We start from the raw sequence: 14,862 nt of genomic DNA on the forward strand, positions 1-14,862 counted from the left end.
GTCAGCCGAGGGCGTGCGTCGCGGCGGTGGCGCGGCGCTGGGCCGCGAGGCGCACCGGCGCGTTCACCGCTCCGTAGCCGTCGTACCCGCCGCGGCGCTCGACGAGCTCGACGAACACGTCGCCGACCGCGGGCGTGTAGAGGTGCAGGAACTCGCCGTTCGCGTCGCGGTCGTAGAAGATGCCGAGCTCCCGCAGGTCGGAGAGCAGGTCCGCGTCGAGGCTCGTTCCCCACCGTGCCGCGAGGTCGTCGTAGTAGTTGTCGGGCACCGGCAACGTCTCGAGTCCGCGCGCTCGTGCCGCACGAGCGAGCGCCACGAGGTCCCCGCAGTGGACGGCGACGTGGCGCTGCGGAGTCGGAGCGGTGGGCGGCGCAAGGTTGATCGGGATCCGCACGTCGCCCGACGGTGTGCGCATGACCTGGCTGCGCACGAGGCCCATGGGACCGGGCACGTCCTCGGCCGCCTGCGCCTCGAGCCCGAGCGCGCTGCCGGCAAAGAGCACGGCCTCATCGAACTCCTGCCACGGGAAGCCGAGGTTGACGTGGTCCACGACGCCCGCGAAGGAGCCCTCGGCGCCTCCGCCCACGAACTCCGTCATCCAGGACTCCTCCGCGCGGTGCGAGCTCCAGTAGACCTCGGTCCCGTCGGGAGACGCCACGGCCCGCAGCTCCTGCTCCCCTGCGTAGGTGCGACGGTAGGCACGCGGCGCGCCCAGCGCCTGCGCACGCTCGACCGCCGCGTCGGCGTCCGGCACCTCGAGCCCGATCGCCGACAGTCTCGGCCGTTCGTCGCGGACCTGTTCGTTGAGGATGATGCGGGCGTCACCTGCGGTCCACAGGCGCACGGGCTTGCTGCGATGCCTGCCTCGGAAGGCGAAGCCGCAGCGCTCGAGGAGCGCGTCGAAGCGCTCGAGGTCGGCGCCGCCGATCTCGACGAAGTCGGTGCCCGTCGGAAGCTGCTGGGGCGGCACCGGGACGGCGCCTGTCGCGGTCGAGCCGGCGCGATCCTCGAGCCAGGTGAGCGATCGGCGGGCGTGAGCGGCGGTGCGCACGACGTCCGTCTGGCGGAACGTGTCGTTGAACACCTCGAGAGAGATGGGCCCCGCGTAGCCTGCGGCCTCGACGTGGCGCAAGAACCCCGCGAGGTCGAAGCTGCCCTCTCCCGGGAACAGGCGGTGGTGCCGGCTCCACGACAGGACGTCCATCTGCAGGGCGGGCGCGTCGGCGAGCTGCACGAAGAGGATCCGGTCGCCGGGGATCTCCTCGATCGCGCGCGCATCGTGCCCACGGGACAGGATGTGGAAGCTGTCGAGGCAGACCCCGAGGTTGGGTCGATCCGCGCGACGGACGACGCGCCACGCGTCGCGGTAGTCGCTCACGAACCTTCCCCACGCGAGAGCCTCGTAGGCGAGCCGGATGCCGTGGGCGGCGGCACGGTCCGCGAGCTCGCCCAGCTGGCGCGCCGCGACCGCGTCGTCGCCGATGGTCGCGGTCGCGACGTTCGAGCACACCAGCATGAGGTCCGTGCCGAGCCTGCGCATGACGTCGAACTTCGCCTCCGCGCGTTCGAGCGTGGCCGCGAAGGTCGCATCATCCACGCCCTCGACGTCGCGGAACGGTTGGAACATGTCGATCTCGAGGCCGAGCCGTGCGCACAGCGCGCGGATCTCCTCGGGTGACTCCTCGGCGGCGACCAGGTCCGCGTCCATGATCTCGATGCCGTCGAACCCGGCGGAGGCGCAGGCATGGATCTTCTCCACGAGCCCTCCGGAGAGGCAGACCGTCGCAATTGACGTGCGCATGAGACGCAATGTACCACTCGGTACATTTCTTCGCCGAGGCCCTTGCACCGCTGTGTACCAACCAGTACATTAGCGGCGAGGCGCCTCCCCCGAGGCGCTCAAGACGGAACGAACAAAGGTGTCTCGTGACCGACGATCCACGACGTGAGGGGCAGCCCCGCCCCGTCGCCGCAACCCTGCGCGTCCTCGGCTTCCTCGAGCTCGGCATCGGGGCGTTGTCGCTGCTGACGATCCTGGTGCTCGTGTTCTTCCAGGCCCTGCAGCGCTACCTCCCCATCGACCAGATCGCGTGGACCGGAGAGATCGCGCGGTTCTCGCTGGTGTGGCTCACCTTCGCGGTGATGGGCTGGCTGGTCACGGCACGGGGCCACATCGCGCTCGAGGTCGTCGACACCCTGCCGTGGCCGTCCGTGGTCCGCGCAGCGCAGACCCTCGCGCTCGTGGTCGTCGCCGCGACCGGCGTGGGGCTCGCGCTCGAGGCCTGGGCTCTCGTCGAGACGCAGAGCATCATCAAGTCCCCGGTGCTGAGGATGCCGATGTCGTGGGTGTACATCCCGGTGCTGTTCGGCGCCGCGATGACCGTGGTGCGCGCGCTGCTCGCCGCGTACGAGGTCGCCCGCTACGGCCCTCCCCCGCCGCCGGAGGCGGAGCAGCCCGTGAGCGACGCTCAGGAGGTGGCGTCATGACGCTTGCGCTCCTCGGCATCGGCATCGCCGTGCTGCTCCTGCTGCGCGTGCCCGTCGCCTTCGCGTTCCTGGGACCATCGCTCGTCTACATGGCGATGATGGAGCAGTCCACGGGCTCCGCGCTGCGCCACGTCACCAACTCGGCCGCCAGCTTCCCGCTGCTGGCGGTGCCGCTCTTCGTCCTGCTCGGGACGCTCGCGAACCACACCGGCATCGCGGAGAAGTTCTTCAGGTTCGCTCTCGCCGCTCTCGCCAAGGTGCGCGGAAGCCTCGGGTACGTCGCCGTCGGCACCTCGGTGGGCTTCTCCTGGATGAGCGGCTCGGCGGTCGCCGACGCGGCCGCGCTGGGCAAGGTCCAGATCCCTGCGATGCTCAAGGCGGGCTACTCGCGACGGTTCGCCACGGGCGTGTCCGCCTCGTCGTCGCTCGTCGCCCCCGTCATGCCGCCGTCGATCCCCGCGGTGATCTACGCCGGGCTCGCCGCCGTCTCGACCGGCGCTCTGTTCGCCGCCTCGGTAGTGCCGGCGATCGCGATGGCGGTCGGCCTGTGCATCGTCGTCTTCGTCCTGGTGCGCCGCGATCGGTCGATCACGACGGACACCTTCGACCGCGCCGAGCTGCGGGCCTCGGTGCCGGGTGTCCTGCTGCCGATGCTGGCCCCCATCATCATCCTCGGCGGGATCCTCGGCGGCTTCTTCACCCCCACCGAGGCCGCGGCGATCGGCGTCGTGTGGATCATCATCGTCGGCCTGCTGCACCGGACCCTCAACTGGGGCGGGTTCGCGAGCGCGGTGAAGGACGCCGTCACCACCACCGCCTCGATCATGCTCATCGTCGCGTCAGCATCGCTGCTGGGCTACATCCTGGCGCGCGAGCGGCTGCCGCAGATGCTCACCGAGGCCGTGCTGGCGGTGACGGACAGCCCGATGGTGTTCCTCGCGCTCGCCGCGCTCATGATGCTGATCCTCGGCACCGTCATCGATGCCACCGCGATCCTGGTGCTCGTCGTCCCGATCCTCCTGCCCATCGCCCGCGAGTTCGGCGTGGACCCCATCACCATGGGCGTCCTGCTGATCGTCTCGCTCATGATCGGGCTGCTCACACCGCCGGTCGGCACGGTGCTGTTCGTCACGGCACACGTGTCGAAGACCAAGGTCGGCGAGGTGTTCCGCGGCTCGATCCCGTTCCTCATCCCCTCCGTGTGCATCGTCGCGATCATCATCCTGTTCCCTGACGTCGTCACCTGGCTGCCGAAGGCGCTCGGACTATGACGACACCAGCAGACGCCCGCACCCGCCTCGTCGGGCTCGTCGGCGAGGGAATCTCCACCTCGCTCACGCCGCCGATGCACGAGCGGGAGGGTGCGCGCCACGGCTTCGCGTACGTCTACCGGACGATCGAGCTGACGAACGCGGAGAGCGGGGTCGGCGCCCTGCACGCGCTCCTCGAGTCGGCGAGGAGGCTCGGCTTCGACGGGCTCAACGTCACCCACCCCGTCAAGCGCACCGTGATGGGCGCGCTCGACCGCCTCGCTCCCAGCGCCACCGCCGTCGGCGCGGTCAACACCGTCCTGTTCACGGCCGACGGCGCCGTCGGTCACAACACGGATGTGACGGGGTTCGCCGCGTCGCTGTCGGACGCCGCCGCCGGCCGTTCCTTCGAGCGGGCGGTGCTCGTCGGCGCGGGCGGCGCCGGGTGCGCGGTCGCCGCCGCTCTCGCGGACCGCGGGATCGCCCGGCTCACGATCGTCGACGAGGACACCGCGCGCGCCGCGGAGCTCGCGGACACCGCGACCGGAGTCGGCGAGGCGACGACACGTATGCCGGAGGACGCCGAGGAGGCACTCCGCGGCGCGGACCTGGTGATCAACGCCACCCCCGTCGGCATGGCCCACCTGCCCGGATGCGCCATCGACGTTGATCTCCTCTCCCCCACGACCTTCGTCGCCGACGTCGTCTACCGGCCGGTCGAGACGGAGCTCATCACCCGGGCACGCGCCCGGGGCTGCACCGTCATGACCGGGCTCGGCATGGCGATGCACCAGGCAGCCGACGCGTTCGAGCTGTTCACCTCAGAGACTGCCGATCGGCGCGCCATGCTCGCCGATCTGACAGAGATGGTCGCCGCCGAGGCGGCCGCAACCACTGCCCCAGCGGCACCCATGAAAGGACAGGAACAATGACGTCACCACGTCCGATGCGCACTCGCTGGGTGGCCCTCGCGGCCGCGCCGGCTCTCCTTCTCGCTGCCTGCTCGTCCGAGGACCCGGCCACGGATCCGACCGACAGCGCGGCACCCGAGGAGTCGTCGGCTCCGCCTGCTGAGCAGGAGACCATCGAGCTCACGCTCGCGCACAGCTACACCGAGGACCAGCCGCAGCACGCCTGCGGCGCGCAGGTCATCGCCGACGAGGTCGCCGCCGCGAACGTCGGCCTCACCGTCGAGATCTTCCCGTCGAGCCAGCTCGGCGGCGACGCGGACCGCATCGCGTCCGTCGTCTCCGGCGACATCGACATCGACATCCAGGGCGCCTCCGCTCTGGGCGCGGTCTACGAGCCGATCAGCGTGCTCGACTCGGCGTTCGCCTTCGACGACGAGACCCACCTCGCGGCGTTCATGGCCAGCGAGGAGTCCGGCGTCCTGATCGAGGGCTTCGCCACCGAGACGGGTGTGCAGACCCTCGGCGTCTGGTCCGCCGGAGCGCGCCATTTCACCGCGAACGACCCGATCCGCACCCCCGACGACCTCGAGGGGCTGAGGATGCGCTTCCCCGGATCGCCGCAGTACCTCATGAATGCCGAGGCCCTCGGCGCGACCGCCACCGAGGTCGCATACGAGGAGCTCTACCTGGCGCTGCAACAGGGCACGGTCGACGGCCAGGAGAACCCGATCACCAACATCGACGCCTCGAACCTCAAGGAGGTGCAGGACTACCTGAGCCTGTCCGCGCACCAGCTCAACACGAACCTCGTGATCGTCAGCCCGATCTGGGAGGAGCTCAGCACGGAGCAGCAGGACGCGCTGTCGGCGGCGACCCTCGCCGCCGTCGACGCGGTCACCGCGTGCGTCGCGGAGGCGGAGACCGAGACCCTCGACGCGTGGCGCGCCGAGGGCGAGTGGGAGATCGTCGACGACGTCGACCGCGACGCCTTCTCCGAGATGGCCGTCACGTACCTGGAGGAGACCTTCACGGGCGAGTCGCTCGAGGTCTTCAACGCGATCCGCGCGACCGCGCCCTGACCGGATCCGCGGCGTGGGGACAGTAGCCACCTACTCCGGCGACACCCACGCCGCGGACCTGGGGGTCACGCTCATGCACGAGCACCTGTTCGTGCGACAGCCGGAGCTCGACGGCGTCCTGCCCGATCCCGAGTGGGACGCGCAGGGCGCCGTCGAGCGCGCGGTGGAGCTCCTGAAGCGCCTCTTCGCTCACGGCGTCCGCACCCTCGTGGACCTCACGGTCCCCGGCATCGGACGGGACGCGACCCTGGTCGGCGAGGTCGCCCGCCGTAGCCCGGTCGCGATCGTCGCCTCCACGGGGTGGTACACGACGACCGTCCTCCCACCCGCGCTGCAGGCACAGGGACCCGGCCGTCTCGTCGACGGCCCGGATCTGCTCTCCGCCCTCTTCGTGGCAGACCTCACCCGGGGCATCGCGGGGACCGAGGTGCGCGCGGGGATGATCAAGGTCGCGTCGGCCGGATCGGGGATCACCGAGGACGTGCGGCGGGTGTTCGCCGCGGCAGCGCACGCCCATGCGGAGACGGGCGCGCCCATCACGACGCACTCGGACCCGCTGGCCGGAGGCGGCCCCGATCAGCAGGATCTCCTCGAGTCGCTCGGGGTGGACCTGACGCGCGTGGTGATCGGCCACGCCGGCGATGGGAGCGACCTCACCCTTCTGCGTCGGATCGCGGACCGCGGCTCGTTCTTGGGCTTCGACCGATTCGGCATGGAGCACACGGCGCCGGACGCCCGCCGCGTCGACAACCTCGTCCGGCTCATCGAGCTCGGGTACGCCGATCGCGTGGTGCTCTCGCACGACGCGGCGGTGCACAGCCGGGTGACCCCGCCGTCGTGGCGAGCCACCCACACGCCCCACTGGCACATGGAGCACCTGCATCGGACGATCCTTCCGGCGCTGCGCGAGCGCGGAGTCTCGGAGGGCACCCTCGCCACCATGATGATCGACAATCCGCGTCGAATCCTCGCTGGTCACTAGGGTGGGGAGCGTGACCGAGACACCGCGACGACGCGACGCCGAGCGCACGCGCGCCGAGCTCCTCGACGTGGCGACGGAGGCGTTCGCGGAGTCCGGCTACTCGGGCACCCGCGTCGACGAGATCGCGAGCAGGACCCGCACCACGAAGCGGATGATCTACTACTACTTCGGCGGCAAGGAGCAGCTCTACCTGGCTGTCCTCGAGAAGGCCTACCGCGGGATCCGCGAGGCGGAGGAGTCGCTCCACGTGGGCGACCTCGACCCCGTCGAGGGCGTGCGGCGACTCGCCGAGCTGACCTACGACCACCACCTCAACCACACCGCGTTCATCCGACTCGTCGCGATCGAGAACATCCACCGCGGCGACTTCATCCGACGGCTCGACAGCCTGCGGTCGCTGAACCGCAACGCGCTGGGCATCCTCGACGGGGTGCTCGAGAGAGGCCGTGCGGACGGTTCGCTTCGCACCGACGTGGACCCGCTCGACGTGCACATCGCCATCAGCGCGTACTGCTTCTTCCAGGTCGCCAACCGCCATACCTTCGGGTTTCTGTTCGAGCGCGACATGCTCGACCCGGACCTGCGCGATCACCACCGCTCGATGATCGGCGACATCGTCGTCGGGTGGCTGACCAGCGGGATCGCCGGCCGCTAGCCCGACTCAGGCGGCCCGACCATCGGGAAGCGCACTCGAGATGAGCCGCGCCGCGCGCGCGAGAACTGCCGCCACCGCCCTGGGCGCCTCGGCCTCGCGCGGCAGGACCACCGACAAGGCCGCGACGACCGGCGCCCCGCGCCCGGCGCCCGCTCGCACCGGCACGGCCACCCCGGTCGACGCCTCCGACACCATGCCCGGGCAGATCGCCCACCCCGTCGCACGCACCTCGGCCAGCGCGTGACGCACGGCCTGGGGGTCGACGAGGGTGTGGGCGGTGTGGCGCCGCAACGGGCCCTGCACGACCTGCTCGCGCACGTCATCGGGGGCGTGGGCGAGCAGCACCAGCCCCGATGAGGTCGCGTGCAACGGAAGGCGGCTCGCGACACGGGCGATGTTGAGGCCCGCCTGCGGGTCGGAGAGCCGCTCGACGATGAGCGCCTCGCCGTTCTCCAGGACGGCAAGCTGCGTGTGCTCGCGGATGCTCGCCTGCACCTGCTCCATCGGTCCGCGCGCCGCCTCGCGCAGGCGCAGCACCTCGGAGCCACGGTGGGCGAGCTCCCACAGCCGCAGCCCGAGTCGCACCTCGCCTCGCGGGTCGCGGTCGAGCAGGCCTGCAGTCGTGAGGTCCTCGACGATCCGGTGCGCGGTCGACATCGGGAGGTGGGCGCGACGCGCGATCTCCGACGGGGTCTGCGCCGTGCGGTCCGACGAGAAGGTCGCCAGGACGCGCACGAGTCTCTCCGTCACCGACTCGCCGCTCGCAGAGTTCGCCACCGCGCCTCACCTCGCTTCCCGTTCAATGAGAACTTTCACTCCTCGCGACGCTACTCGCACGACACTGAGAGGGCAACGAAGCCGCACGAAGGAGCCACGATGGCAACAGTCCCCACGGTCGCGCCCGAGAGGGCGCCCGCGCCCGACACCGTCCCGACGCAGGCCGACATGAGCGCCGCGATCGCCCGGCGCCACCGCGAGCTCGCGGCGCTCGGCGACTCCGCCCCCGCGACCGCCGTCGACTTCGCGCCGTATCGCTCGAGCCTGCTGCGCCATCCCACCAAGAATCCGCGCCTGGCGGACCCCGAGGCGGTCGAGCTGCACTCCCCCGCATTCGGCGAGCACGACGTCGCTGGCGTCGAGGCGGACCTGACCGCGCATCACACCGGTGAGCCGCAGGGCGAGCGCATGACGGTCACCGGAACGCTCATGGACGGCCGCGGGAGGCCGCTGCGATCCCAGCTGGTCGAGGTGTGGCAGGCGAACGCGTCGGGCCGCTACGTGCACCAACGTGACCGCCACGCCGCCCCGCTCGACCCCCACTTCACCGGCGCGGGGCGCATCATCACGGACGACCAGGGCCGCTACTCGTTCACGACGATCAAGCCCGGCGCGTACCCGTGGCGCAACCACGCGAACGCCTGGCGTCCGGCGCACATCCACTTCTCGGTCTTCGGCCGCGCGTTCCTCCAGCGCCTCGTCACCCAGATGTACTTCCCGGGGGACCCCATGTTCCCCCTGGACCCCATCTACAACTCGATCCACCGCCAGGCCGATCGCGACCGACTGGTCGCCGCCTACGACCACGACGCGAACGTGCCGGAGTTCTCGATCGCCTACCGGTTCGACATCGTGGTGGACGGACCCGACGCGACGTGGTTCGAGCGGGACGGGGAGCCGGCATGAGCGCATCGGACGTCAGCCTCGCTCCGACGCCGCACCAGACGGTCGGACCCTTCTTCGCGTTCGGGCTCGAGTATCCCGACATGCATCAGGTCGCCCACCCCCACAGCGACGGCGCCATCACGCTCAGCGGACGCCTCCTCGACGGCGCCGGCGCGCCGGTGCCGGACGGGGTCATCGAGATCTTCTCGGCGACAGCCGGGGGCGAGATCCCGCGCGAGCGCGGGAGCCTCAGACGGGACGGCCTGCGCTTCACGGGCTTCGGGCGCGCCTTCACGGACGACGACGGCCGCTACCTGTTCTGGACCACGGAGCCGGCGCCCACCGCGGCCGGCGGAGCGGCGTTCTTCGCCGTCGGCGTGTTCGCGCGGGGTCTCTCGGCGCGCCTGGCCACCCGCATCTATGTCCCTGGCGACGCCGATGCGCTCGCGAGCGACCCGCTCCTGGCCTCGCTCGATCAGGACGAGGCGGCGACGTTGACGGCCGTCCGCACCGCCGAGGGCCATCTGGTCCACGACATTCGCCTTCAGGGCGAACGGGAGACGGTGTTCCTTGTCTTCTGAGCAGTTCCACGCGCACGCGCCGCTCCTCGACCCCCTCCGGGCGTCCGATGCGAGTGGCGCGGCCGATGCGGGAGGCACCTCCGATGCCGCCGTGGTCGCGGCGATGGTCGAGGTCGAGGTCGCTCTGGTCGAGGCGTGGGCCGAGTCCGTGCCGAGCGCGGCCGTCGCGGCCGAGCGGATTCGCGCAAGCGTCGACGCGCCCGGCTCGCCCTTCGCGAGCGACTCGCTCGCATGCACCGCCTCCGAGCTCGCACGCGCATCGGCGGGCTCCGGCGCGCCCGTGCTGCCTCTGGTCGACCTGCTGCGCGCCGAGGCGCCCCCGGAGGCCCGGCGCTGGGTCCACCGCGGCCCGACCACCCAGGACGTCGTCGACTCCGCGCTGATGGTGGTCGCGCGGACGGCCGCCGCCAGCATCGACGCGGCACTCGCCGCGACGGTCACGGAGCTCAGGAGGCGCGCGGCGCTCCACGCGAGCGACCTCGCGGTCGCGCGAACGCTGACGCAGCCCGCAGTCCCCACCACCCTCGGCGCACGCTTCGACGCGTGGGCCGCGATGGTCGAGCAGGCCCGCGTCGGACTGCTCGGCGCCGCCCGCCTCCCCGTCCAGCTCGGCGGAGCGGGAGGCACGCTCGCCTCGTTCGTCGAGATCTCGCGAGCGGAGGGACTCGCGGTGGAGGACGCCCGCCTCGCCGCAGCGACCCTGCCCGCCGCGCTCGCCGAGAGGCTCGGCCTGGAGACGCCCGCGGGTCCGTGGCACACCTCCCGCGGGCCCGTCACCGCTCTCGGGGACGCGCTCGTGAGGTGCACCGATGCGCTGGGAACCATCGCGAGCGATGTCGCGCTGCTCGGACGGCCGGAGATCGGCGAGGTGATCGACACCTCGGGCGGCGGCTCATCGGCGATGCCCCACAAGCGCAACCCCGTCCGCGCGGTGCTCGTGCGCGCCGGAGCCCTCCGCGCCCCCGCGCTGGCCATGACGCTCCACACCTGCGCCGCGACCGCGATCGATGAGCGACCCGACGGAGCGTGGCACGCCGAGTGGCGCCCGCTCCAGGAGCTGCTCGCCCTCACCGTCGCGAGCGCGGTCACCGGGCAGGCACTCGTCGAGGGCCTCGCCGTGGACCCCGTGGCCGCGCGGGCGCACGTCGACAGCGCCGGCGCGGCGCTCCTGAGCGAGCGCATCGCCGCGCACCTGCGCGACGCGCTCGCTCCCGACGCGCTGGCACGCGTCACCGCTGCCCTCGGCTCTCGCGAAGAGGCCCATGCCGCCATCGCCGCCGAGACCGCGTGGGAGTCGGACAGGATCGACGAGCTCCTCGATCCGCACTCGTATCTGGGGCTCGTCGACCCCGCTCACGTGCGAGGCGGCCGGCCGTGACGACCGTCTCGATTCGCGTGGACGCCCACGGGGCGGACGCCGCGCGGCCGCCGCTGGTGCTCGGCCCCTCGCTCGGCACGGTCTCCGCGCAGGTGTGGGAGGACGCGGAGGCACGGCTCGCGGCACGGTTCACGCTGGTCCACTGGGACCTGCCGGGCCATGGGACCGCGCCGGCGTCCGACTCTCCCTTCACCGTCGCCGACCTGGCCGATGCGCTCGCCGCGGCGCTGCCTGGTCCGGTGGCCTACGCCGGCGTGTCGCTCGGCGGCGCCGTCGGTCTCGAGCTCGCACGGCGCCACCCTCACCTCGTGGCCTCGTTGGCGGTGGTGTGCTCCGCCGCCGCGTTCGGCGAGCCGCAGGCGTGGGAGGACCGGGCCGCGCAGGTGAGGTCGACCGGGACGGCGGCGCTCGTCACGGGCGCCGCCTCACGATGGTTCGCGCCCGAGACCATCGGCCGTCGACCGGACCTCGTCGGCCGTCTCCTGCACGGCCTGCGGGACGCGGACGACGCATCGTACGCACGATGCTGCGAGGCACTCGCCCGCTTCGACGCCCGCGAGCACCTGGGCGAGGTCGAGGCTCCCACGCTCGCACTGTGGGGCGACCTCGATCCCGTCACTCCGGAGGCCTGCGCCGCCGAGGTCGCGCACGGGGTGCGCCGCGGTCGAGCGCAGGGCATCGCAGGCGCCTCACACCTCGCCCCCGTCGATGCGCCGCAGGCGGTCGCCGACGCGCTCATCACCCACCTGGAGGGACACCCATGACCGACGGTCCAGCCGACCTCTCGGACAGCGAGCGCCGCGAGCGCGGCATGGCGGTGCGCCGGGCCGTGCTCTCCGACGCGCACGTCGACGCCGCAGGGCGGCGCGCGTCCGACTTCACCGCGGACTTCCAGGACTTCATCACGCGCACCGCGTGGGGCGATGTGTGGTCGCGGCCCGGCCTGAGCCGGCGCGACCGTTCCATCGCCGTGCTCAGCCAGCTCATCGCACTCGGCCACCACCACGAGCTCGAGATGCACGTGCGCGCAGCACTCCGCAACGGGCTCACGGTGGACGAGATCAAAGAGGTGATCCTGCAGTCCGCCATCTACGCCGGAGTGCCCGCCGCGCACCAGGCGTTCGCGGTCGCCGAGCGCGCGCTCCGTGCCGACGAGACCAGCGATGACGGCCACCCCGGCACCGCACAGACGCTAGACTGACCGCATAGCGCAGGCTCGTTCGCTTTGCGAACGCGCGTGAGGTCGTGAGGCCCTGCGCATCGCATCACCCAAAGGAGAGTCCATGATCGACAAGCGCCGCGACACCGTCACCGAGGCCCTCGAGGACATCCACGATGGCGCGGTGATCCTCGTCGGCGGATTCGGGCGCGCCGGCCAACCGGTCGAGCTCATCGACGGCCTCATCGCCCAGGGCGCTCGCGACCTCACCGTCGTGAACAACAACGCCGGCAACGGCGATACGGGGCTCGCTGCGCTGCTCGCGGCCGGACGCGTGCGCAAGATGGTGTGCTCGTTCCCCCGTCAACACGATTCGTGGGTCTTCGACGGCCTCTACCGCGCAGGCGAGGTCGAGCTCGAGCTGGTCCCCCAGGGCACCCTCGCGGAACGCATCCGCGCCGCCGGCGCCGGCATCCCTGCCTTCTACTGCCCGACGGGCGTCGGCACCCCGCTGGCCGAGGGCAAGGAGTCGCGGGTCATCGACGGCAGGGAGCACGTGCTCGAGCACGCCCTCGCCGCTGACTACGCCCTCATCGCGGGGCTCGCGGCCGACCGCTGGGGCAACCTCGTGTTCCGCAGGACGGCGCGCAACTTCGGGCCGATCATGGCGACGGCCGCACGCACGACGATCGCCCAGGTCGACGAGATCGTGGAGCTGGGCGCGCTCGACCCCGAGGCGATCGTCACCCCGGGCGTCCACGTCGACCGCGTGGTCGAGGTCGGCGAGCGCCCGTGGCTCCGCGACGGCGCATTCGTCGGAGGCGTCACGGTCAACGGCGAGCCACTGTCACAGCCCACGACGAAGGAGGCCACGGCATGACGACGCCCCAGCGCCCGACCGGGCTCAGCCGAGCGGAGGTCGCCGCCAAGGTCGCCGCGGCCATCCCCGACGGCGCGTGCGTCAACCTCGGCATCGGCGCCCCCACGGCCGTCGCCGACCACCTCCCGGACGGGGTCGAGATCATGCTCCACACCGAGAACGGCATGCTCGGAATGGGCGCCGCGCCTGCGCCCGAGCACGTCGACCCGGACCTCATCAACGCCGGCAAGCAGGCTGTCACGGCCGTGCTGGGCGCCTCCTACTTCCACCACGCGGACTCCTTCGCCATGATGCGCGGGGGCCACGTCGACCTCTGCGTCCTCGGCGCCTACCAGGTCTCCCAGCGAGGAGACCTCGCCAACTGGTCCACCGGAGCGCCCGGCGCGATCCCCGCCGTCGGCGGCGCGATGGACCTGGCCACCGGCGCGCGCGAGGTCGTGGTCATGACGGACCTGCTCACCCGCGACGGCACCCCCAAGCTCGTGCAGGACTGCACCTATCCCCTGACGGGGGTCGCGTGCGTCACCCGGGTGTTCACCGACCATGGGGCGTTCACCATCACCGACGGGCGCTTCGCGCTCGACGAGATCTACGGCGACGCGGACGTCCGTTGGCTGCGCGCCACGCTCGACCTCGACCTCGTCGACGCTCGACAGGAGGACCAGACATGAGCACGGCGCCGGTGATCTACGACGCGGTGCGCACGCCCTTCGGACGCCACGGGCGCGGGCTGGCGCAGGTGCGTCCGGACGACCTCGCGGCGACCGTGATCGGCGCGATCGTCGAGCGGTCGGGACTCGACCCGGCCTCGATCGACGACGTCATCATGGGCGACGCGAACCAGGCAGGCGAGGACAACCGCGACGTGGCGCGCTTCGGCGCTCTGCTCGCGGGCCTCCCGACGAGCGTGCCCGGCACCACGGTCAACCGCCTGTGCGGATCGAGCCTCGACGCGATCATCCACGCGAGCCGAGCAGTCATCGCCGAGGACGCGTCGCTCGTCGTCGCGGGCGGCGTGGAGTCGATGACGCGCGCACCCTTCGTCCTCGAGAAGTCGCCCCGCGCCTTCCCGGCGGCGAACCAGACCCTGTGGAGCACCTCCATCGGGTGGCGCATGGTCAACCCCCGCTTCCCAGCGGAGTGGTCGATCTCGAACGGCGAGAGCGCGGAGCGGCTCGCGAGCATCTACGGGATCTCCCGCGAGGACCAGGACGCGTTCGCTGTCCGCAGCCATCGGCTCGCGGCGCTGGCGTGGGACGAGGGCGTGTTCGACGACGAGATCGTCCAGATCGCTGAACATCCGCTGCCGCGCGACGAGTCGATCCGGCCCGACTCGTCCTCGGAGGCGCTCGCGACCCTATCGCCGGCCTTCGCGGCGGACGGCACGGTCACCGCCGGCAACTCGTCTCCGCTGAGCGACGGCGCGAGCGCGATCCTCGTGGGCGCGCCAGGCGCGCTCGACGTGGAGCCGCTCGCCACCATCACCGGGCGCGGCGTCGCCGGCAACGACCCCGACGTCTTCGGCGTCGCACCGGTCGAGGCCGCGAACCGTGCCCTCGCACGCGCCGGAAGGACCTGGGACGACGTGGACGTCGTCGAGCTCAACGAGGCCTTCGCCTCGCAGTCGCTCGCCTGCCTGCGGCTGTGGCCCGACCTCGACCCCGAGCGGCTCAACGTCCACGGAGGCGCCATCGCCATCGGGCACCCGCTCGGCGCGTCGGGGGCGCGTATCGTGGGCCGCGCGGCTCACCACCTGGCGAGCCGCGGCGGCGGCGTGGCCGTCGCCGCGATCTGCATCGGCGTGGGCCAGGGCCTCGCCGTCGTCATCGAGAGGTAGG

The 14,862-nt window shown here is 72.0% G+C and carries 16 protein-coding genes; 14 read left to right on the forward strand and 2 right to left on the reverse strand.

Annotation, left to right across the window (positions count from 1 at the left end):
* Position 1 precedes the first annotated feature (1 nt).
* A complete protein-coding gene (locus B7K25_RS03695; protein ID WP_084104307.1) occupies positions 2-1,801 on the reverse strand; it encodes a bifunctional sugar phosphate isomerase/epimerase/4-hydroxyphenylpyruvate dioxygenase family protein in 1,800 nt (599 codons plus the stop codon).
* Between the two features lie 125 nt (positions 1,802-1,926).
* Between B7K25_RS03695 and B7K25_RS03700 the strand changes: the two genes are divergently transcribed.
* The 6 genes from B7K25_RS03700 to B7K25_RS03725 are packed head-to-tail and all read left to right on the forward strand — an operon-like array spanning position 1,927 to position 7,364.
* Positions 1,927-2,487, forward strand: coding sequence for a TRAP transporter small permease (locus B7K25_RS03700; RefSeq protein WP_159450098.1), 561 nt, complete (start codon positions 1,927-1,929; stop codon positions 2,485-2,487).
* A complete protein-coding gene (locus tag B7K25_RS03705; protein ID WP_084104310.1) occupies positions 2,484-3,758 on the forward strand; it encodes a TRAP transporter large permease in 1,275 nt (424 codons plus the stop codon). Before B7K25_RS03700 ends, B7K25_RS03705 begins: the two co-directional genes overlap by 4 nt.
* A complete protein-coding gene (locus B7K25_RS03710) occupies positions 3,755-4,669 on the forward strand; it encodes a shikimate dehydrogenase (RefSeq protein ID WP_084104312.1) in 915 nt (304 codons plus the stop codon). Before B7K25_RS03705 ends, B7K25_RS03710 begins: the two co-directional genes overlap by 4 nt.
* Positions 4,666-5,727, forward strand: a complete 1,062-nt coding sequence (locus tag B7K25_RS03715) for a DctP family TRAP transporter solute-binding subunit (RefSeq protein WP_144018823.1) — start codon at positions 4,666-4,668, stop codon at positions 5,725-5,727. The genes B7K25_RS03710 and B7K25_RS03715 overlap by 4 nt, the downstream gene beginning before the upstream one ends.
* Positions 5,728-5,740: 13 nt before the next feature.
* A complete protein-coding gene (locus tag B7K25_RS03720; RefSeq protein WP_084104316.1) occupies positions 5,741-6,709 on the forward strand; it encodes a phosphotriesterase in 969 nt (322 codons plus the stop codon).
* Between the two features lie 10 nt (positions 6,710-6,719).
* Entirely contained in the window at positions 6,720-7,364 is a 645-nt protein-coding gene (locus B7K25_RS03725; protein ID WP_234988061.1) for a TetR/AcrR family transcriptional regulator, read from the forward strand.
* Between the two features lie 6 nt (positions 7,365-7,370).
* On the opposite strand, the gene B7K25_RS03730 is transcribed toward B7K25_RS03725, so the two are convergent.
* Positions 7,371-8,141 carry an IclR family transcriptional regulator gene (locus B7K25_RS03730; protein ID WP_084104320.1) on the reverse strand — a complete coding sequence of 257 codons (771 nt, stop codon included), beginning with the start codon at positions 8,139-8,141 and terminating at the stop codon, positions 7,371-7,373.
* 99 nt (positions 8,142-8,240) lie between these two features.
* On the opposite strand from B7K25_RS03730, the gene pcaH reads away from it, so the two are divergent.
* From pcaH to B7K25_RS03770, 8 genes are all read left to right on the forward strand, one after another.
* Entirely contained in the window at positions 8,241-9,047 is an 807-nt protein-coding gene (gene pcaH / locus B7K25_RS03735; protein ID WP_084104322.1) for a protocatechuate 3,4-dioxygenase subunit beta, read from the forward strand.
* Positions 9,044-9,607 (forward strand): protocatechuate 3,4-dioxygenase subunit alpha, encoded by a 564-nt coding sequence (pcaG, locus tag B7K25_RS03740; protein ID WP_084104324.1) that lies wholly within the window; start codon positions 9,044-9,046, stop codon positions 9,605-9,607. The genes pcaH and pcaG overlap by 4 nt, the downstream gene beginning before the upstream one ends.
* On the forward strand, positions 9,597-10,985 hold the full coding sequence (locus B7K25_RS03745) for a lyase family protein (RefSeq protein ID WP_084104326.1): 1,389 nt from the start codon (positions 9,597-9,599) through the stop codon (positions 10,983-10,985). Before pcaG ends, B7K25_RS03745 begins: the two co-directional genes overlap by 11 nt.
* Positions 10,982-11,749, forward strand: a complete 768-nt coding sequence (locus B7K25_RS03750) for an alpha/beta fold hydrolase (RefSeq protein WP_084104328.1) — start codon at positions 10,982-10,984, stop codon at positions 11,747-11,749. Before B7K25_RS03745 ends, B7K25_RS03750 begins: the two co-directional genes overlap by 4 nt.
* On the forward strand, positions 11,746-12,186 hold the full coding sequence (gene pcaC, locus B7K25_RS03755; RefSeq protein WP_084104330.1) for a 4-carboxymuconolactone decarboxylase: 441 nt from the start codon (positions 11,746-11,748) through the stop codon (positions 12,184-12,186). Before B7K25_RS03750 ends, pcaC begins: the two co-directional genes overlap by 4 nt.
* A gap of 82 nt (positions 12,187-12,268) precedes the next feature.
* Entirely contained in the window at positions 12,269-13,024 is a 756-nt protein-coding gene (locus tag B7K25_RS03760) for a 3-oxoacid CoA-transferase subunit A (protein ID WP_084104332.1), read from the forward strand.
* The gene (locus tag B7K25_RS03765; RefSeq protein WP_084104334.1) at positions 13,021-13,695 is read left to right on the forward strand and encodes a 3-oxoacid CoA-transferase subunit B; all 675 of its coding nucleotides are present in this window, start codon (positions 13,021-13,023) and stop codon (positions 13,693-13,695) included. Before B7K25_RS03760 ends, B7K25_RS03765 begins: the two co-directional genes overlap by 4 nt.
* Positions 13,692-14,861, forward strand: coding sequence for a thiolase family protein (locus B7K25_RS03770; RefSeq protein WP_084104336.1), 1,170 nt, complete (start codon positions 13,692-13,694; stop codon positions 14,859-14,861). The genes B7K25_RS03765 and B7K25_RS03770 overlap by 4 nt, the downstream gene beginning before the upstream one ends.
* Position 14,862 lies beyond the last annotated feature (1 nt).

Source organism: Demequina sp. NBRC 110056, assembly GCF_002090155.1.
Taxonomy (GTDB): domain Bacteria; phylum Actinomycetota; class Actinomycetes; order Actinomycetales; family Demequinaceae; genus Demequina.

Bases quoted from the DNA above. Each gene is read 5' to 3' on its own strand.
- B7K25_RS03695 (WP_084104307.1), bottom strand. From the start codon at position 1,801: ATGCGCACGTCAATTGCGACGGTCTGCCTCTCCGGAGGGCTCGTGGAG.
- B7K25_RS03705 (WP_084104310.1), top strand. From the start codon at position 2,484: ATGACGCTTGCGCTCCTCGGCATCGGCATCGCCGTGCTGCTCCTGCTG.
- B7K25_RS03710 (WP_084104312.1), top strand. From the start codon at position 3,755: ATGACGACACCAGCAGACGCCCGCACCCGCCTCGTCGGGCTCGTCGGC.
- B7K25_RS03715 (WP_144018823.1), top strand. From the start codon at position 4,666: ATGACGTCACCACGTCCGATGCGCACTCGCTGGGTGGCCCTCGCGGCC.
- pcaH (WP_084104322.1), top strand. From the start codon at position 8,241: ATGGCAACAGTCCCCACGGTCGCGCCCGAGAGGGCGCCCGCGCCCGAC.
- pcaG (WP_084104324.1), top strand. From the start codon at position 9,044: ATGAGCGCATCGGACGTCAGCCTCGCTCCGACGCCGCACCAGACGGTC.
- pcaC (WP_084104330.1), top strand. From the start codon at position 11,746: ATGACCGACGGTCCAGCCGACCTCTCGGACAGCGAGCGCCGCGAGCGC.
- B7K25_RS03760 (WP_084104332.1), top strand. From the start codon at position 12,269: ATGATCGACAAGCGCCGCGACACCGTCACCGAGGCCCTCGAGGACATC.
- B7K25_RS03765 (WP_084104334.1), top strand. From the start codon at position 13,021: ATGACGACGCCCCAGCGCCCGACCGGGCTCAGCCGAGCGGAGGTCGCC.
- B7K25_RS03770 (WP_084104336.1), top strand. From the start codon at position 13,692: ATGAGCACGGCGCCGGTGATCTACGACGCGGTGCGCACGCCCTTCGGA.